At 59.9% G+C, this 17,723-nt stretch carries 14 protein-coding genes; 5 read left to right on the plus strand and 9 right to left on the minus strand.

Annotated features, from left to right (window positions below; genetic code table 11):
* Positions 1 to 163 precede the first annotated feature (163 nt).
* Together BLT75_RS20325 and BLT75_RS20330 are read left to right on the plus strand one after the other, a co-directional pair.
* On the plus strand, positions 164 to 868 hold the full coding sequence (locus BLT75_RS20325; RefSeq protein WP_093036392.1) for a Crp/Fnr family transcriptional regulator: 705 nt from the start codon (positions 164 to 166) through the stop codon (positions 866 to 868).
* Positions 865 to 1,428 carry a DUF4202 domain-containing protein gene (locus BLT75_RS20330; RefSeq protein ID WP_093036395.1) on the plus strand — a complete coding sequence of 188 codons (564 nt, stop codon included), beginning with the start codon at positions 865 to 867 and terminating at the stop codon, positions 1,426 to 1,428. The genes BLT75_RS20325 and BLT75_RS20330 overlap by 4 nt, the downstream gene beginning before the upstream one ends.
* Before the next feature lie 76 nt (positions 1,429 to 1,504).
* Here BLT75_RS20330 and BLT75_RS20335 read toward each other — a convergent pair whose 3' ends face one another.
* The 3 genes from BLT75_RS20335 to betI all read right to left on the minus strand — a co-directional run bounded on the left by BLT75_RS20335 (position 1,505) and on the right by betI (position 6,121).
* On the minus strand, positions 1,505 to 4,870 hold the full coding sequence (locus tag BLT75_RS20335) for a nidogen-like domain-containing protein (protein ID WP_093036399.1): 3,366 nt from the start codon (positions 4,868 to 4,870) through the stop codon (positions 1,505 to 1,507).
* A gap of 14 nt (positions 4,871 to 4,884) precedes the next feature.
* Positions 4,885 to 5,211 (minus strand): hypothetical protein, encoded by a 327-nt coding sequence (locus tag BLT75_RS24170; protein WP_143028611.1) that lies wholly within the window; start codon positions 5,209 to 5,211, stop codon positions 4,885 to 4,887.
* Between the two features lie 265 nt (positions 5,212 to 5,476).
* A complete protein-coding gene (betI, locus tag BLT75_RS20345; protein ID WP_093036405.1) occupies positions 5,477 to 6,121 on the minus strand; it encodes a transcriptional regulator BetI in 645 nt (214 codons plus the stop codon).
* Between the two features lie 286 nt (positions 6,122 to 6,407).
* Between betI and BLT75_RS20350 the strand changes: the two genes are divergently transcribed.
* Both BLT75_RS20350 and BLT75_RS20355 read left to right on the plus strand, forming a co-directional pair.
* Positions 6,408 to 7,802 carry an aminotransferase gene (locus tag BLT75_RS20350; protein ID WP_093036535.1) on the plus strand — a complete coding sequence of 465 codons (1,395 nt, stop codon included), beginning with the start codon at positions 6,408 to 6,410 and terminating at the stop codon, positions 7,800 to 7,802.
* Positions 7,803 to 7,934: 132 nt separating this feature from the next.
* Entirely contained in the window at positions 7,935 to 8,990 is a 1,056-nt protein-coding gene (locus BLT75_RS20355) for an ABC transporter substrate-binding protein (protein WP_093036408.1), read from the plus strand.
* A 51-nt stretch (positions 8,991 to 9,041) separates the two neighbouring features.
* Here the strand turns inward: BLT75_RS20355 and BLT75_RS20360 are convergent, their stop codons facing one another.
* The 5 genes from BLT75_RS20360 to BLT75_RS20380 all read right to left on the minus strand — a co-directional run bounded on the left by BLT75_RS20360 (position 9,042) and on the right by BLT75_RS20380 (position 14,419).
* Complete coding sequence (locus tag BLT75_RS20360) at positions 9,042 to 10,268, minus strand: aromatic ring-hydroxylating oxygenase subunit alpha (RefSeq protein WP_093036411.1); 1,227 nt, start codon at positions 10,266 to 10,268, stop codon at positions 9,042 to 9,044.
* Between the two features lie 44 nt (positions 10,269 to 10,312).
* Complete coding sequence (locus BLT75_RS20365; RefSeq protein ID WP_093036414.1) at positions 10,313 to 11,425, minus strand: ABC transporter ATP-binding protein; 1,113 nt, start codon at positions 11,423 to 11,425, stop codon at positions 10,313 to 10,315.
* A 2-nt stretch (positions 11,426 to 11,427) separates the two neighbouring features.
* Positions 11,428 to 12,255, minus strand: a complete 828-nt coding sequence (locus BLT75_RS20370; RefSeq protein WP_093036417.1) for an ABC transporter permease — start codon at positions 12,253 to 12,255, stop codon at positions 11,428 to 11,430.
* 2 nt (positions 12,256 to 12,257) lie between these two features.
* The gene (locus BLT75_RS20375; RefSeq protein ID WP_342728032.1) at positions 12,258 to 13,058 is read right to left on the minus strand and encodes an ABC transporter permease; all 801 of its coding nucleotides are present in this window, start codon (positions 13,056 to 13,058) and stop codon (positions 12,258 to 12,260) included.
* A 128-nt stretch (positions 13,059 to 13,186) separates the two neighbouring features.
* The gene (locus BLT75_RS20380) at positions 13,187 to 14,419 is read right to left on the minus strand and encodes an aromatic ring-hydroxylating oxygenase subunit alpha (protein WP_093036541.1); all 1,233 of its coding nucleotides are present in this window, start codon (positions 14,417 to 14,419) and stop codon (positions 13,187 to 13,189) included.
* Positions 14,420 to 14,550: 131 nt separating this feature from the next.
* Between BLT75_RS20380 and BLT75_RS20385 the strand changes: the two genes are divergently transcribed.
* Positions 14,551 to 15,345 carry a class I SAM-dependent methyltransferase gene (locus tag BLT75_RS20385; protein ID WP_093036420.1) on the plus strand — a complete coding sequence of 265 codons (795 nt, stop codon included), beginning with the start codon at positions 14,551 to 14,553 and terminating at the stop codon, positions 15,343 to 15,345.
* Between the two features lie 192 nt (positions 15,346 to 15,537).
* Here BLT75_RS20385 and BLT75_RS20390 read toward each other — a convergent pair whose 3' ends face one another.
* Complete coding sequence (locus BLT75_RS20390; protein ID WP_093036423.1) at positions 15,538 to 17,631, minus strand: serine/threonine protein kinase; 2,094 nt, start codon at positions 17,629 to 17,631, stop codon at positions 15,538 to 15,540.
* Positions 17,632 to 17,723: the final 92 nt, after the last annotated feature.

Consider the following 17,723-nt stretch of genomic DNA (forward strand, 5'->3'; position numbering starts at 1 on the left):
CGTGGCTCTGTCGTGAGGATATGAAACAGCGGCGTCCCGCGACATGACTATGGTCAAGCGCACCACGGGTTGACGGCCCGAACCGGAAAAGGCAGATGCACCGGCGCGGCATTTGCCATAGGCTGGTCGCAACGAAGGAAATGCGGGGACAGGAGAGGCGGGCGTGACTCATGAACGGCAAAAGGCGATAGCCAGGAATTCGCTGCTGATCAGGTCCCTACCTGAACAGCACGTGGACGCGCTGTTGTCTCAGGCGATCTGGCGCGGCTACGGGCGCGGCGAGACCCTGTTCCTGCAAGAGGAAAAGGCGCAGGCGATCCATGTCGTGATCGACGGTTGGGTCAAGCTGTTCCGCATGACGCCCACCGGTGCCGAAGCGGTGGTGAGCGTGTTCACCCGCGGCGAAAGCTTTGGCGAGGCGGTTGCGCTCAAGAATATGCCCTATCCGGTGTCGGCCGAGGCGGTTACGGCCTGCGAAGTGATGCATATTCCCAGTTCGGTATTCCTCTCCCTGATGCGCCGCGATCCCGAGATCGGCATCTCGATCCTTGCCTCGACCTTCGGCCACCTGCATTCGCTGGTGGCCCAGCTCGAACAGCTCAAGGCGCAGACCGGGGCGCAGCGTGTCGCCGAATTCCTGCTCAATCTCTGCGACGGCGGCGATGGCACCTGCGAGGTCAGGCTGCCCTATGACAAGATGCTGATCGCCGGCCGCTTGGGGATGAAGCCCGAAAGCCTCAGCCGCGCCTTCGCCCGGCTCAAGGACGCGGGCGTTACGGTAAGACGCAACCATGCCGAGATCGCGGATATCGCGCAATTGCGCGACTATGCCGAAAGCGATCCGGCCGAAAGCTGGAGCAAAGGATGACGGAACGCCTGCAAAATGTTCTCGCGGCCATCGACGCCGCCAACAGCGCCGATCCGCGCCAGGACGAGGGCCGCCCCGAGGCGCTGCTCTATGGCGAGCGGATGAGCGCCGAACTGGACCGGCTGTTTCCCGACGCCTCCGAACCGCTGCGCATCGCCGCGCGCGGCCAGCACGTCGAGCGCTGGAAACTGGCGCGCGATACCTATCCCGAGGGCCGCGCCGGATACCTCGCCTGGCGCCGGGCGCAGGCGGTGCACCATGCCGAGCGCATCTCGGCGCTGATGCAGGATGCAGGCTACGGCGCCGAGGATATCGAGGCCACGGGCCGGATGCTGCGCAAGGAAGGCATCAAGCGCGACCCGCAGGTGCAGGCGCTCGAGGATGTGATCTGCTTTGTCTTCCTGCGGTGGTACTTTGCCCCCTTCGCCGTCAAACACAGCCCCGACAAGGTGCTCGATATCGTGGTCAAGACCGCCCGCAAGATGTCGGCTGGGGCCCGTAATCGTGTGTTGGACGAATTCGATCTGCCCGAAGACCTGGCCGCCGCGTTCCGGATCTAGAAATGACAAGGTCCAGCCCGATGGACTGGACCTTGTCATGGCCGGGGCCCTTTCGGGGCCCCGATCCGGTTTTGTATCAGAAGATGAAATCGAACGAGTCGATGTCGGCCAGCTGGATCCCGACCAGCGTCAGGGTGTTGCCGTTCAGATCGTCTATGATCAGGTTCCCGCCGGATTCGGTGGTATGCCCGCCCAGCGGATCGACCAGATCGGTAAAGTTGACGATCGTGGTGGCAAAGCTCAGGTCGATACGGTCTTCGGTGCCAGAGAAGAAGTTCAGCGTGTCGTTTCCTGCCGACATGATGATGACATCCGCGCCGGGTCCGGCGAACATTTCATCGTCACCCTCGCCGCCATCGATGACATCGTTGCCAGCCGCGCCATAGATGGTGTCGTTTCCTTCGTTGCCGAACAACGTATCGTTTCCAAGACCGCCGAACACTTGGTCGTTGCCAGCGCCGCCCGATGCAAGGTCGTCGTCAGCGCCTGCGCCGATACTGTCGTCGCCTTCGCCACCGTCCAGCGTGTCGTTGCCTGCGGCGCCCCACATCTCGTCGTTGTCGCCCTCGCCCAGAAGGCTGTCGTTGCCGGTGAAGCCGCCCAACGTGTCCTGCCCGTTGCCGCCAAGGAGCGTGTCGTTCCCATGCGAGCCCCAGACCTCGTCGTTTCCGTCACCACCGTTGGCAGAGTCGTTTCCGTCCGCACCTCCGAGTGTGTCGTTGCCCAGGCCGCCGTCCAGCGTATCGTCGCCGGCTGCGCCCCAAAGCTGGTCGTTTCCGCCTCCGCCAGTCAGGCTGTCGTTACCGGTGAAGCCGCCCAGTGTATCACTGCCAAAGCCACCTTCGGCAGTGTCGTTGCCAGGGCCGCCATAGCCTTGGTCGTTGCCGCCGCCGCCGTTGAGGGTGTCGTCGCCAGCGCCGCCACCCATCAGGTCGTCGCCTTCGCCGCCGCTCAACGTGTCGTTGCCGCCGCCACCGTATTGGGTGTCGTTGCCATCACCGCCTTCGAGGTTGCCCACTTCACCCTGCGGCACGGTCTGTGTATCGCCCCCGCTGGTTCCAGGTGTCGCCGGAGTTTCGATGACCGGAACAGTCTGTACACTGGCCAGCGCTTCGGGAGTGCCGCCGCCATCGACATAGTTGACGAGAACCGAAATGCGCGCGCCGATATCCGCCGCAAGAAGCGTATAGGTCATCGCGTTTGCGCCCGGGATCGCCACGCCGTCACGCAGCCAGGTGTACACAAAATTGCCCAGCCCGTTGGCATCCTGGATGCTGCCGGTCAGCGCGGTCAGAACCTGACCGGTTTGCGGTGTTCCGCTGATCACCGGTGCGCCGGTTGGCGCCTGGTTGATCCCCTGCCCGACAAGCGTCAGGGTCGAACCATCGCTCAGGGTGATGACCCGGTTGCCGTTCACGTTGGCTTCGGTGATTGCGGCGATCTCGGTCTGGCCCAGCCTGCTGTAATCCAGTTGGTCCTCTCCTGCGATATAGTCGAAGACGGTATCGTGCCCCATGCCAAGTTCCAGAAGGAAGCGATCCCCTCCGGCTTCGCCGTTCAGAGAGTCGTTGCCCGCCCCGCCGAACATCTGGTCACCACCGGCACCACCCAAAAGGGTGTCGTCACCGGCGCCGCCGTCCAGAGTATCGTTGCCGGCAAGGCCGCTCAGGCGGTCATTCCCGGCAAAGCCCAGCAACTCGTTTGCTACCCAGTTCCCGGCGATCGTGTCGTTGCCGGAACCTCCCCATGCGTTCTCCACAAGGTTGATGACCTGTCCGCCTACTGTCACGGCGGCAGCGATGCCGATGTTGTTGGCGATTGAACCGATGGTCGAATAGCTTCCGGGTGCCAGGTTGATATTGCTGTTCGTCGAAAGGTCAGAGCCGTCGATAGTATCGTTTCCGCCGGCATCCCAGATTGTCAGGATCACCGGACGGTCACGGTTGTCTTCGCCGGTAACCATCATGTTGTTGGTGCCGTATTGATAGGCGGCCTCGTGATGGCTCGATTCCGTTGGCAGTACACCGTCGCCGAAGTAGGCGGTATCGCCTGTCCGAGTCGTGGTGTTGGCACCATACAGTTCCTGCAGCGCCTGGATATCCCAGACCATCGGCGTCAGGCTGAATGCCTGGTCGAGCAGTGCCTCACCCGCGACGCTTGGGTGCGGCACATAGGACATCACCGTGAACTGGTTGTTGGTGGCCGGATCGTTCGGCGCCTCGTTGGGATGGCGCAGGCCCAGTGCATGACCCAGTTCGTGCAGATAGGTGTTCCAGCTGGTATGGCCATAGATCGGGCCGACGCCCGGTACGAACTGGTTGGGGTTGTTGGAGTTGATCCACATATCCCCGTGTGGCGACGGGGTTTCACCCAGATCGTCCGGTTCAGGGAAATCCGAGACGAAGCCGTAAAGCCCGGTGTCGGGGAAGTTGGTGGCGCCAAACGCGATGTCGCCAGCAACTGCGCCGTTGCGGACTTCAAACACCCACATGCCGGTGACCCCGGTATTGCCCACGGTGTTCTCAAGGTTCAGGATGGCGCTTTCGCTGCCGGATTGTGGCAGTTCGAAGAAGTCCTGTCCGTTGCCTGCTGAAAAACCGGCTCTTGCGGGAGTTCCGCCAAGCCCTTGATCGTTGCTTCCCGACGCCTGACCCGAGGTCCAGTTGATGTCTTCGTAACGGAAAACGATGTCGAAGTCGCCATTGCCGCGGTCGAATAGCTGGAGTTGGAAGGAATTGAGCGCGTTGTCGTTCTCGTTGTAAAAGGCGACATTTTCCCAGGTGATGGTGACCACATCGGCATTCGGGTCGACGTTCACGAGAATTGGGTTTCCGGGCGTATCCACACTGTCGCCGGTGTCGACATCCGCCCAGAACGGCGCGATCAGGGCCCGTGTGCCGGCCGAAATGCCCGAAGGCGTATACTGGCTGAGGTTGCCGTTGAACGTGATGTTTCCGTTGGTGTTTACCCAGATCTGGCTGGCATCGTAATGCTGCCCGAAGAAGTTCAGGCCGTCTTCGAACACCGCCGAAAAGTCCTGAAGCGATGAGCCGTCATCGTTTCGCGGCAGCGGGTTGCCTCCGACCGGTTGCAATGTTCCATTTCCGGTAATCGGGGTACCGTGCAGCGGGTTTGGGTTGGCTGGATCGTCGGGGTCGATCGTACCCGGTTGCAGGTTGACGTTGGCGACCTCGTTCCACGCCTGGATCGCCAGAGACGTCATGGCGCGCTGCTCCACCGTCATCGAGAAGTTCTGGCCGGTGAACGGAATCAGGTCCCCTTGGCCGACATCCCAGCTGTCCGCGTCGCCATCGGCATTCGTATCCACTGTCGGATAGTAGTTGGGCATTTCCGTTCCGATGAACGAATAGGTAATGATGCCTTCTCCGTCATGCCAGCCGTCGGTGTTGCTGACGAGAAGGGACGTATAGTTCTGTACCATCTTGGGTCCCCTAATTAGTTTTTTGGTTGCAACTGAGTCTGATGGATCCACGCGTTACCGGCGCAGCACTGGTAATATCTCACGTTCGTGAACTGCCTGAGGATGGACTGTGCTTCGGACGCCGACATCGTCTTCCCCTCTGTGCAGAGCTGGAAAGCGGAAGTGGCGGTCTCGATGGCCTCGACCTGATTGCCGCAATCGACCTTGGCCATGCAGGTCGGTTCGGCTGCCTCACGCAGAATTTCACATCCGGATGGAAAAAGGCTGGCCGCTCGGCTCCCATGTGGCACCAACGCAGAAAGCACAGCAATCAGCGACAGCACCGGCGGCAAGTTCAGCATACGGCCCCCCAACATGCAGCAAACGCGTCGAACACACGCTTCCGCGATCTTGCCAAGTACATTGGCGCAATGGAAGGGTTGTAACACGAAACCGTCCAAAGGTTAAATATTCTATTTAACATATGTGTTTAGCGGGCACGAAACAGAAAAAGGTCACCACACCTTGGCTTGAGTAGTCCGATTGTGCAATGGAGGAATACGTCCAGTGACAGCCCGTTGTTGCCGTGCCGTCGTGGCAGAAACTGTGGGACCGGACAGTGTTGTTTCAGTCCCTGAAGGCCGTGGAGTGGTCGGGAAAGACCGTGCGCAGATATGCCATTGTCAACCGCAGCGCATCGGTGACCGAAAAGGTTTCCGGGCTCAGATACAGTCTTTGCCAGAACCCGTCCGTCAGGGAATCGATGCTGAAAGCAATGTCCTGGGCTGTTCCCTCCGGGGCATCCGAAAGCAGTTCATCACACAGTTCGCACAACACGGCGCCGCGCTGAAGATCGAAGTCCCGTGCGCTTTCCGCATATCGGGGCCGGAAACTCGCCTCGCCCCAAAACGAGAACCAGACCGCCAGCGCCTCGCGGTTGCAGACCAGGGGTGAAAAGTCAGCCCTGATCAGAGCCGCCAGTTTTTCGGGTGCATCAGTCCCGGCCTCGGACACCGCCTTACGCCATGTATCGGCGTAGATTGAATACTGGTGCTCCAATGCCGCCGCCAAAAGCATGTCTTTGCTTTTGAAATAGAATACAGCGACGCCTTGCGACAGCCCCGCGGCATTGGCGACCGTAGCAAGCGTCGTGCGGGACAATCCATTCTCCACGACCGAGCGCAAGGTTGCTTCGATCAGCTGTTTACGGCGCCGGTCGGCGTTGTCCTTGCGTTCCTTGCGTTGCCGGGGCGGGGGGGCGTTCTGAATCATCAATACGGCTCCGACTTTTCAGCTGTCGTCTCTCTATCGTGTTTGCGGCTACGATTAAAGCAGGATACAAATTTATTTGAGCGCTCAAAAAACTTTACCGATCCCGGGAACTAGGGTATTCATTTGGCAGGCTTGGAGCAAACGATGGGGCGGAGACCTTTTCGCCGCCTGCACCGCAGGCGCAGTGCAACCATTGTGCAGGGCTGAAAATGGCGCCTGCGGCCCAGGAAACATGAACTCGGCGCTGGTGCCGGGTTCGGATCAAGATCGAAATGAAGAGAACATCATGTCTGGAGCTCATTTGAAATCCGTCAGAAACAGCCCCACGGTGGACGAGTTGCACGAGTGGGATCGCCTGCACAACCTCAAGCCGTGGTCGATGATGAACACATGGCGCGAGGAAGACGGGCAGATCATCGACCGGGGCGATGGCATCTACATGTGGGACAGCCATGGCCGCCGGATGATAGACGGGCCGGGCGGCATGTGGTGCGTGCAGATCGGTCATGGCCGCCGGGAAATGGCGGATGCCATTTCGGATCAGGTCATGCGGCTTGCCTATTCCTCGCCGTTTTCGACGGGGACCGAACCGGCCGCGATCCTTGCGCGCAGGCTGGCCGAGTTCGCTCCGGGCGATCTGAACACGGTGTTCTTCACCACCGGCGGGTCGACCGCCGTCGACACGGCGCTGCGCGCAATGCATTTCCTGAACAACCGGCGCGGAATGCCGGACAAGAAGATCGTGATATCACGCGAACGCGCCTATCACGGGTCGACTTATCTGTCGGCGACCGTTTCCGGCAAGGAGCGCAACCGCACCCGGTTCGACAAGGAAAACCGGCTGGTGCATTTCCTGCCCGACGTAGACCCCTATCGCCGCCCCGAAGGCATGAGCATCGAGGCGTTCTGCGATCAGAAGGTCGATGATCTGGAGCAGGCGATCCTGGAACTTGGCCCCGAAAACGTGGGTGCCTTCATCGCCGAACCGATCCTGTGTTCGGGCGGGGTGATCGTGCCTCCGCCAGGGTATCACAAGCGCACTTTGGAAATTTGCAGAAAACACGACGTTCTTTACATTTCCGACGAGGTGGTCACGGGTTTCGGCAGGCTGGGACACTGGTTTGCCTCCGAACCTGTCTTCGACATCGTGCCCGACATGATTACCTGCGCAAAGGGGCTGACTTCGGGCTACCTGCCGCTCGGAGCCTGCATCATTTCGGACAGGGTCATGGAACAGATGACAGGCCCGGAGGAAGTTCTCTTCTCGAACGGGTACACCTATTCCGCGCACCCGGTCAGTTGCGCGGCCGCGTTGAAGAACATCGAGATCATGGAGCGGGAAAACGTCCTTGGTCATGTGCGCGAGGTCGCACCCTATTTTCAGGAACGCTTGCGCAGCTTCGAAAAGTTCCCGATCGTCGGAGACCTTCGCGGCATGGGCCTGCTGGGCTGTATCGAGGGCAAGGTGACCGAAGGGCGCTCGTCACTGGCGCTGGACAGTGATTTCGGCACGCGCCTGGACACGATCTGCGAGGAAAACGGGTTGCTGCTGCGCCCGCTGATCAACATGGCCGTGTTCTCGCCGCCGCTGATCATCTCGAAGGCGCAGATCGACGCCATGTTCGATATTATCGAGGACGCACTGGAGCAGGTTTCAAGCGAAATGGAGGTCGATGGCTGACAAGTTTGTACCCTGGTTTCCTTTGCGATGTGCAAAATGCTTGTGCGCTCGGCGCACGGGTTCGTTCGACCGGGATCGCCCGAGCGAGGAAAAACAGAAGGTAACAAGAGAACCAAAACAGGGAGACAATTTATGAAACACTTCAGAATGGCGTTGCTGATGTCCGCCAGTCTTGTGGCGGGCGCCGCTTTTGCCGAAGACACGGAACTGGTCGTGTTCGACTGGGCCGGGTACGAAGACCCGGAGTTCTTCGTGGACTTCACCGAGAAGTACGGCGATGGCCCGACCTTCGCCTTTTTCTCCGACGAGGAAGAGGCCTTCCAGAAACTGCGCGCGGGTTTCAAGGCGGACGCGGTCCATCCCTGTTCGCAATCGGTGCCGAAATGGATCGAGGCCGGACTCCTCGCTCCGCTCGACACGTCGAAGATTACCGAATGGGACAATCTCGAACCGGGGTTCCGTGACATCGAGGCTTATTGGAAGGACGGTAAACCCTATTTCGTACCAGTCGACTGGGGTAACACGGCGCTCACCTACAACACCGAGTTGTTGAAGCCCGAGGACGTTCAGTCGCTCAAGGCCTTTGCGGACCCAAAACATGCCGGACGCGTTTCCATTCCCGACAATGTGGATGACGCCTATGCTCTCGGGTTTCTGGCGACGGGTGTCCGCGACTGGACCAACGTGACCGACGATCAGGTTCAGGCGGCCTCCGATTTCCTCCGTCAGGTTCACCAGAACATGCGCGCCTATTGGACCGACGGCGCCTCTCTGGCCCAGATGATGCAGAGCGGTGAGGTTTATCTGGCCTGGGCGTGGAACGAAACCTTCTCGACCATGAGCGCCGAGGGCCATCCCATAGCAATGAAGCGCGACACGGACGAAGGATCGTCGAGTTGGGTGTGCGGATATTCGAAACTGGTCGACGCGCCGGGCAGCGAAGACAAGTTCTACGATTTCGTGAACGCGTGGCTGGCACCGCGCACCGCCGACTACATCGTTTCAGCCTGGGGCTATGGCCATTCCAACGCGGCGGCCATGAGCCAGATGAGCGCCGAAGATCTGGCGGCCGTAGGTCTCGATACCTCTGAAAACCTGCGTGCGGGAACCTTGTGGCAGGCACCGACAAGTTCGCAACTGCGCGAGAAACTGATCGCCGATTTCGAGAAGATCAAGGCCGGGTTCTGACCCCCTCCAAGGCAGGATGAAGCCGCCCGGAGGTGTTCCGGGCGGCTTGTTTCATGCGATCGTGCGCAGGTAGGATTCGACGAACCACCGGGTATGGCTTTCCATTGGTGAAAAGGGTCCGGGTTCGTAGAACCGCGAGTTCACCCCTTCCTGGTTCTTTTCGATGATCAGCTTGTCGCTTTCGGTGGTCACGTCCCAAAGCCAGGTCAATCTGTCCTTGTCATAGTCGCGGCCCTCGACCGCATCCTCGTGCACCAGCCAGATGATCTCCTGGATCGAATTGTCCTTGTCCACGGGAATGAAGCGATAAATGACGGCGTGATCGGAATAGACAAGCATCGGGTTCAGGATGCCCACATAGATGTCCGACGCGGCACTGTCCCAACCGCTGAGGTCGCCCAGAAGAGGGGCAAGTGGCTTGCCGTCTTCGCTGCCGGTCTCGTAGCCATCGAACAGGGCATAGCGTCGATAGTAGATGTCTATCGCCCCCTTCGGTTTGTTCGGGCCGGTGGCATCTAGCCGGTCCGCCGGCGCCCCTGTGCCCGCAGCCCTGGCGCCAACCTTGGCGTTCAGCGGTTCATAAAGCCGCTCGGGCAGATGGATCACATGGCTGCGCGAAAACTCGGGATGGGCGGCGGTGCAATGGTAGCACTCGTTGTAATTCTCGACGAGCAGCTTCCAGTTTGCCGCCACCGGATAGGAAGTTCGCGCCGCTATCCTGGTTCGGACCAGACCGAAGGGCGCAACCATCGGTTCCAGCATTGTACGGGCGGTCGAGAAATCCTCGGGCCTATCCGAGAAGCACACGTAGATCAGCCCGTGGAACACTTCGATGGCGAACCGTTTCAGGCCCAGACTGTTCTTGTCCGTGTCGGCACCCATCAGGCGGGCTGAAAACAGGCTGCCGTCCAGATTGTAGACCCAGGCGTGGTAAGGGCACGAAAATCGGCTGACATTGCCGCGCGGTTCCAGGCAAACGCGCGATCCGCGATGGCGGCAGACGTTTGCAAGCGCGTGAAAAGCACCTTCGCGATTGCGTACAACGATCACGCTTTCGCCCAGAAGTTCGAACAAAAGATAGTCGCCGGGTTCGGGCAATTCGCTGACATGACCAACAAGGTGCCATTCCTTCAGGAACACGCGGTCGACATCGCGCTGAAATACGGCCTCGGACGTATAGAACGGCTGGGCCAGCGCATATCCTCGTTTGTACCCCGCGATCAGTTCGGAGATTTCGTCCTGCCACGGAGTAGGATGCAGTGTAGGTTTTCCAGTCATGCGGAACCTCCTTTTTAGCCGGACGTCGGAAAGGGATCTTCGCCTCAGCGAAACAAGATTATCGAATCCGTTGCGAAACCGACGCGCGCGATCTCGCCCGGGCGCAGTACGGCGCGCCCGGCCGTGTTGCGCATGGAGATGGTGACTGGCTCCTCGAGGCCGATCAACCTGACCGCATAGTAGGTCATGTCGCCGTAATAGGAGGTTTCGACCACTTCTCCTTCGATGATGCGCTCGGCTGTGGTGGCGCTGTCGATCAGAATGGTCATCATTTCGGGTCGCACGCCGACACGGTGGATATCCTCGGGCTTCATTCCTTCCGGCAGGCCAGCACGCGGAATGTCGATCCTTCCCAATGCCTGAACGTCGAGTGACACTTGGTTTTCATCCGACCCGGAAACCTGGGCACCAAGAAAGTTCATCACCCCGATAAAGGAGGCAACCCGCTGGTTGACGGGACGCCGGTAGAGGTCTTCGGGTGTGGCGAGCTGTTCGATCTGCCCATCGAACATCACTGCGATGCGGTCGGACATGATCAACGCTTCCTCCTGGTCGTGGGTCACGAGAATGAAGGTGATCCCGACAGAACGCTGCAATTGGCGCAGTTCCAGCTGCATCTGGTCGCGCAGTTTCTTGTCGAGCGCTGACAACGGCTCGTCCAGCAGAACAACCTTGGGCTTCATGATCAGGGCACGGGCCAGCGCGACGCGCTGACGCTGACCGCCCGACAAGGTGTGCGCCGCGCGCGGGCCGTAACCGCCAAGATCGACCATCTCCAGCGCCTGTTCCACCTCTCGCCTGTATTCGGCCTTTGGCAGGCGGCGTTTCTTCAGCCCGTAGCCCACGTTGTCGGCGACGCTGAGATGCGGGAAGATCGCGTAACTCTGGAAGACCATGTTGGTTGGCCGATGATTGGCGGCGATCCCGGCCATGGGTTTGCCATCGATCGCGATGGTTCCGGTCGTAGGTTCGTCAAACCCCGCGATCATGCGCAAAAGGGTCGTCTTGCCGCAGCCCGAAGGGCCCAGCAGCGAAAAGAACTCACCTTCCCGGATATTCGCGGTGATCCCCTTGAGCGCTTGTACCGCACCAAAGCTCTTGGTGACGGCATTCAGCGCGATGATCGTTCGGGCCTGAGGGTTTTCGGTGTCGCGCATGTTCAGACAAGCCCTTCGGTTGTGGAGGCATCGAGACCGCGGCGCGTGGCTGAACGGCGGCGGAAGATTTCGGCCAGGATCAGCAAGGCAACGGTCAGGCCCAGAAGTATGGTTCCGAGAGCCATGATGCTGGGCAGTTTCGCCGGAAAGCGCATCTGGCTCCAGATGTAGACAGGCAGGGTGACATCGGTTCCGGTCAGGAAAAAGGCGATGATGAACTCGTCCAGCGAGATCGTGAAGGTAATCAGAAGACTCGAGATCACCCCTGGTAGCACCAGCGGAAAAGTCACGCGGCGAAAGGTGCCCCAGCGTGTTTCACCAAGATCAAAGGAGGCTTCCTCCATGCTGGGATCCAGGCCCCTGAAGGCGGAACCGAGAACCGCTATGGAGAAGGGCGTGCAGATCAGCACATGCCCCAGGACGACGGTCCAGAGAGACAGGCTCAGACCCAGCTGTATCAGCACGATCAGCAGGGCCACCGCGATGATGATCTCGGGCAGCACCAAGGGTAGCATGATCAGACCCATGATGCCGCGCTCCAGGGGGAAAGAATAGCGTGCCACTGCGCGGGCCGCAAAAAGCCCAAGGACGGTGCTGATCGTTGCGGCGGACACTGCGACCAGCAAACTGTTCCTGACCGCGCTGTGCAGCGCGTCGGTCGTCCAGAGAACCCCGAACCATTCGGTCGTGAAGCCGCTCAGCGGAAAGGCGATGATGGTTGAACTGTTGAAGGCAAAGATCGGCAGAAGCACGACCGGGGCATAAAGAAACACCATGTAGACGACGGCGTAGGTGTTCAGCCAGTTCAATTTGTTCCGACGGTTCGACATGGTCAGTCCGCGCCTCCGCGCCCGATCTTGCGTGTCGCAAAGAAGATCATCAGGCTGAGGCCGCCGACGATGAACATCGAAGATACCGCGAGCGCCGCGCCCAGCGGTGCGTTGTTGGCCTTGCCGAACTGAACCTGGATCATGTTCGAGATCATCAGCCCTTCGGTTCCGCCGACCAGACGCGGGGTGATGTAATCGCCGACGGTCGGGATAAGGACGATGATCGTGGCCGCGACAACACCGGGCATCGCCAGCGGCAATGTCACCCGAAAGAAACTGCGCACAGGCCCGTCGCCCAGGTCCTTGGCCGCTTCGAGCAGCGATCGGTCGATCCGTTCGAGCGCCACGAAGATCGGCAGGATCGCAAATGGCGCCCAGGCATGGGCCAACGTTATGACCACCGCATTGGCGTTATAGAGGATGAAAGACAGCGGCTCGTCGATCAGGCCGAGGCCCAGCAGCGCCGAGTTCAGAACGCCGTTGTACCCTAGGATCACCTTCCACAGGAAAACCCGCAGCAGATAGCTGGTCCAGAACGGAACCGTGATCAGGAAAAGCCAGAGCGCCTTGTGGTTTCGGACGTGGAAAGAGACATAATACGCGATGGGAAAGGCCAGGACGACGGTAGCAACCGTAACGACCACCGATATTCTGAGCGACCGCAGCATCAGTTCTCGATACAGCGGATCGGTCCAGGCCTCGCGGTAGTTGGCAAGCGTGAAGGTCGTATCGAGATCCAGGTAGTTCTGGGTCCAGAAGCTGAACGTCACGACCATCGCCAGCGGCGCAGCCAGAAGCAGCACTGCATATGTAAACGGCGGGCCGATCAGTATCAGGCCTTGCCTTTGGTCTCGGTCGATCAGTTGTGCAACTCCCAGTTTGTCGGTCCGGCATTTTTCGGTGCGCGGTTCCGACAGGTTATCCTGTTTACTCAGGTCGGCAATTCCCCGGATTTTCCGGCTTCCTTTCGCAATGCGTCGTTGCGTTGTTTCAATGTTCCGGGTTCCGGTTCGTCTTCCTTCAGGATGGGAAAGACCTGTCGCAACTGGTCGTGGTAGCTCATGACCCCGATTTCCAGGTCGGACAGAATTACGCCGTCATAGACGGATGAAAACGCTGCCTCCCAGGTCCATTTGGTCAGCATCTCGTCCTCGCGAGAGGTGATGCGGTCGATACGACTGGACAGGTAGCGCGCCGCACGCATTCTGCGGCCTTCGTCGGGATGGCGGTACACGGCACCCCGCTGGATGGTGCGGCCGACCTCGACCGGGATTTCCTGGTAGAAATAGATCGAGTCAGGATAAAGACCGAAAACGAAATTCGGGAACACGCCGATGTAAAGCCATGCCCGCTTGTGATCGGTGTCGAGATCAGCAACATCGGGCAGGATCTTTTTGTAGTTCCGGACGCTCCAAAGACGCCCGTCGCCCGCCCGGAACTTCGAAAAGGAACGTGATGTCCCGTCGCGGAATGGTTCGTCGAAGTAATTCCGTCCGAACAGATCGTCCAACCCCGGATGCGCCATCGGAACGTGATAGCCCTCATTGTCCACGTCGCGAATGCATTTCCAATTCACCTCGACCTCGGTCGACCAGACGCCGTTGCTGTCGGGCACCATCCGGTCCATTCCGTATTGCGCCAGTTCCTTGTCCCAGCGCCTCAGAAGATGGGAGACCGAAGGCTGAGGGCCGGGTTGAAAGCGGACAAATACAAACCCGTTCCAGATTTCCGATTCCAGCGGTTTCAGACCCCATTCCACCGGATCGAGATCGGGCAGGCTGTCGGGCTGGGCGGGGCTTCTGAGAGTGCCGTCCAGATTGTAGACCCAGCCGTGAAACGGACACACGATGGAATTCCGGCAATTTCCCTGTTCGGCACCCAAAACCCGGCTGCCGCGGTGGCGGCACAGGTTGTGGAACGCGCGAACGGCTCCTTCGGAATCGCGAACAATCAGGGCGCGGTCGCCGACGATGTCGCAGGTGAAGAAGTCGCCGGGTCCTGGAATGTCATTGACATGGCAGATGACCTGCCAATGCCGGCGAAACAGGTCTTCTTTCTCTTGCTCAAGCAGGTCCTGACTGAAGTAGCCCCATGCCGGCAGACCGCTGCGGTCACGGTCGTTTTCCACGCTTTTCGCTTGGCTTCCGGTGCGCCTGGTGGTCATGTCCTTGTCCAATATTTTTTTGAGCGGTTAAATAAATTTTAGTCCAGACTCCATTTTCAGGCAAGCCAAAAGCTGGCATCAAGAAATGGAAAGCGGCTAGCATTGCCTTAAAACCAGCGAAGGACGGCGAGATGGCGCAAACAGCGGCAGATGCGGAAAACCCGGACTATGATGCGCACGCGATTGAATTTCTCGAACTTTTATGGGGCAAGGGCCATCTGTCTCCGGGCGGTACGGATGAGGTGGACCGGATCGTTTCCGGTATCGACTTCACCGGGTTGCGGGTGCTCGACATCGGATGCGGTTCTGGCGGCAACGTCCTGCATCTTGCGCGGACCAGGCCACTTGCGTCGATCGTCGGCTTCGATGTCGAAGCTCCGGTGGTCGCAGTCGCGTCTCGCCGCGCCGAAAAAGATGGGCTGGCCGAGCGGGTGAGTTTCGTCAGGGCCGATCCCGGCCCTTTACCCTTTGCCGAAGAAGCCTTCGACCTGGTCTTTTCCAAGGATTCGTTGTTGCACGTCCCGGACAAGGACGCTCTGGCTGCGGAATTGTTCCGCATCCTGGCTCCTGGCGGTCAGGTTGCTGTTGGCGATTGGATGATCGGGCACGATGGTCCGATGTCAGCGGACATGGCGGCCTATGTCGCCGCCGAGGATCTGGGATTCGCAATGGGATCGCCCGAGCGTTATCGCTCTGCGATGGAAAAGGCCGGTTTCCGGGAGGTGAAAGTCGTATCGCGGAACCGCTGGTACCTGGAGCGGGCGCAAAACGAGTTGGCTGACCTGAAAGACCGCAGATATCAAGAGTTCTGCGCCGCATGCGGCAAAGATTACATAGACTACCAGATAAACACCTGGACTCTGATGGTCCGCGTTCTGGAAACCGGTGAACATTGTCCTTCGCATCTGTTCGCGAGAAAACCGTGATGAGTTTTCCCGGTAGCGCAGGTTGGTTCGATCCTGATGCGCTCGCTGCCCTCAACAGGATTTTGGCGCGGCCCGACTGTCTTGGGGCGAACTGAATGGAGACCTACGCCATAGTCGAAGACGCCGTATGTGCAGCTTTCCGCCACGCGATGTCGCCACCGGAATACGACCTGTGTCTGCGATTTGTGCCGGTCACTGGCGGGCTTCGATGATCCTGCTGGCCACGCCCAGTATGTCTGCTTCTCGCCCGCGCAGGGTTTCGGCCAGCGCTTCGGCGACGGAAGATACGCTTTCATCCCGTGGTCGGCGCATGTCGAACAGGGGCGTCCGGCTGAGAATGGCTATGACTTCGCTTTTTCCGTAGTCACCTTCCGTGACCTGGATGGCAAGACGTGAATCGTCCTGTTGCAACTCGGCTATCGACCACAGGACCCGGACATCCCGCAATCCGTTTTCCACGGTGCCAAGTTCGCCCAGCTCATGCTCTGTCCGCACGACGTTTGGCAGGATGTGGAACACCTTGCCAGTATTGTCCACGACCATCACCCAGAGTGATCCCGCTGTGGATGCCGGGACGCGGACATCGACGACCGGGTTCTCTCCTGTATGAAATACCCCGGTCAGAGACGTCTGGCCGCTTGCGCCGTTGATCAGCCGGATCGACAGGGCATCCGACGGGGCCGGGGGCAGAACCGCCCGGATGGCGCACAGATCGCGGTTCAGAACGGTTGTGTCCAGCCGCAAGTCCCGGTCCCCGATCCGTGGGCGCAGCGCATCCTGAATCATTGCCGCGTCTTCGGGCTGTTCCAGATCGCCGGAGAGAGTGATGGTATCCGTCAGACCATAGATTGCATCGCCGCCATCCGTCTGGGTCAGCGGGCCGCAACTCGCCAGCGGATCGACAAGCTTCTGGACGTCGGCCGCCGTCAGCGTTTCGGGACCGGCGGCCAGTTCCGTGCGCACCGAAAAGCCCGAAAGCTTTTCCCATTCGTCAATCCGGCTTTCAAGGGCGTCCCGGGCTTCCCGATCTGGGGCAAGCCCGACCAGCGTGGCCTGCGTGTCTGCGATTTCGAGTTGCCACGGGGCGAGGCGGGCCGCAAGTGCCAAAAGTTCCTCGGCCTTGGCTGGCCAGTCCGGAACCGGCATGCCCTGCGCCAGCGTGATGTCGTTCGATGCCGGTGACACGCCTGCGATACGTGTGGCCGCGGCTTCGAGCGCGGTTGCAGTCTCGGCATCGGGGGCATGAGCGGCCAGGGACAGGCTGCCATTCTCGAAAACCGCTGAAAACATGTAGGGCGCCGCCAGCGGCAGCGGCGGCGGAAACAGCCGATCTCCGAACAACATGTAGCCGCCAGTCGCGCCGCCTGCGAGGCCCAACAGAACAAGACCCAGGACCACTCGCTTGGTTCGTTTGCTTCCCGAACCGGACTTGCGGCCGGCCTTTTCCGCGGAATGCGGTTTCAGTATCCGGTCAAGCCGCCGAAGTGCTTCGGTCGCCGAGGCAGGTCGGTCTTCGAGTTTCGGAGCGCTCAACGAGTCGATCAGCCCCTTGAGTGGTTCCTTCAGCCGCGAAGTGTCGAGCGGTTGCTGTTTGCGACGGATGATCTCTCCGGGTGTGCTTCCGACATCGGGTATCTCGCCCTTGGCCGCGGCAAGGATCGAGGCGCCTAGCGCATAAAGATCGGTCCGGAACTCCGAGCGGCCGTCCAGTTGCTCCGGGGCGGCGAACTCGTATTTGCCGGCGAAATCGTTGCCGACAATCGTGCGGGCGTTGGCAGAGGTGTCCTTGGCGATCCCGAAATCAATGATCGTGGCGCGCTCGGCCTCGCGTCCGCGCAGGATGATGTTGTCGGGTGAAAGATCTCGATGCACGATGCCCTGAGCATGGGTGGCTTCCAGGCCTTCCAGGATTCTGTGGGCGATGATCATCAATTCGCGATCGGACGGGCGGCGCTCGAACATGACGTCGTTCAGGGATGGCCCGTCAATGTAGTCCATCACCAAAAACACCTGGCCGGAATCCGCCCGCGAACAATCGGCGTAACGCACGACTGCATCGTGTACGATCGCGCGCATCTCTTCCTCGCGCTTCATGAGTTCGAGGTAATCGTCATTGCCGGAGAACCGTGCATTGAGCGCCTTGATCGCAAAGCTGCGCCCCGTGATCTGGTTGCGCGCAAGATAGACTTCGCCGGTTCCACCGCGACCCAGAACGCCCTCGATCTCGTAGGTATTGTTCAGAACCTGCCCTGGGCGGAACATGTCGGAGGGCAGCGGATCGATCATCTGAGAGGCTCCGTAAGCTGAGGCAGGTTCCAAGAAAAACTGTCGATTCAATCACAAATCCGGCCTACACTTACCGGAATATCAATGGGACG

Source organism: Ruegeria marina (genome assembly GCF_900101475.1).
Classification (GTDB): Bacteria; Pseudomonadota; Alphaproteobacteria; order Rhodobacterales; family Rhodobacteraceae; genus Ruegeria_B; species Ruegeria_B marina.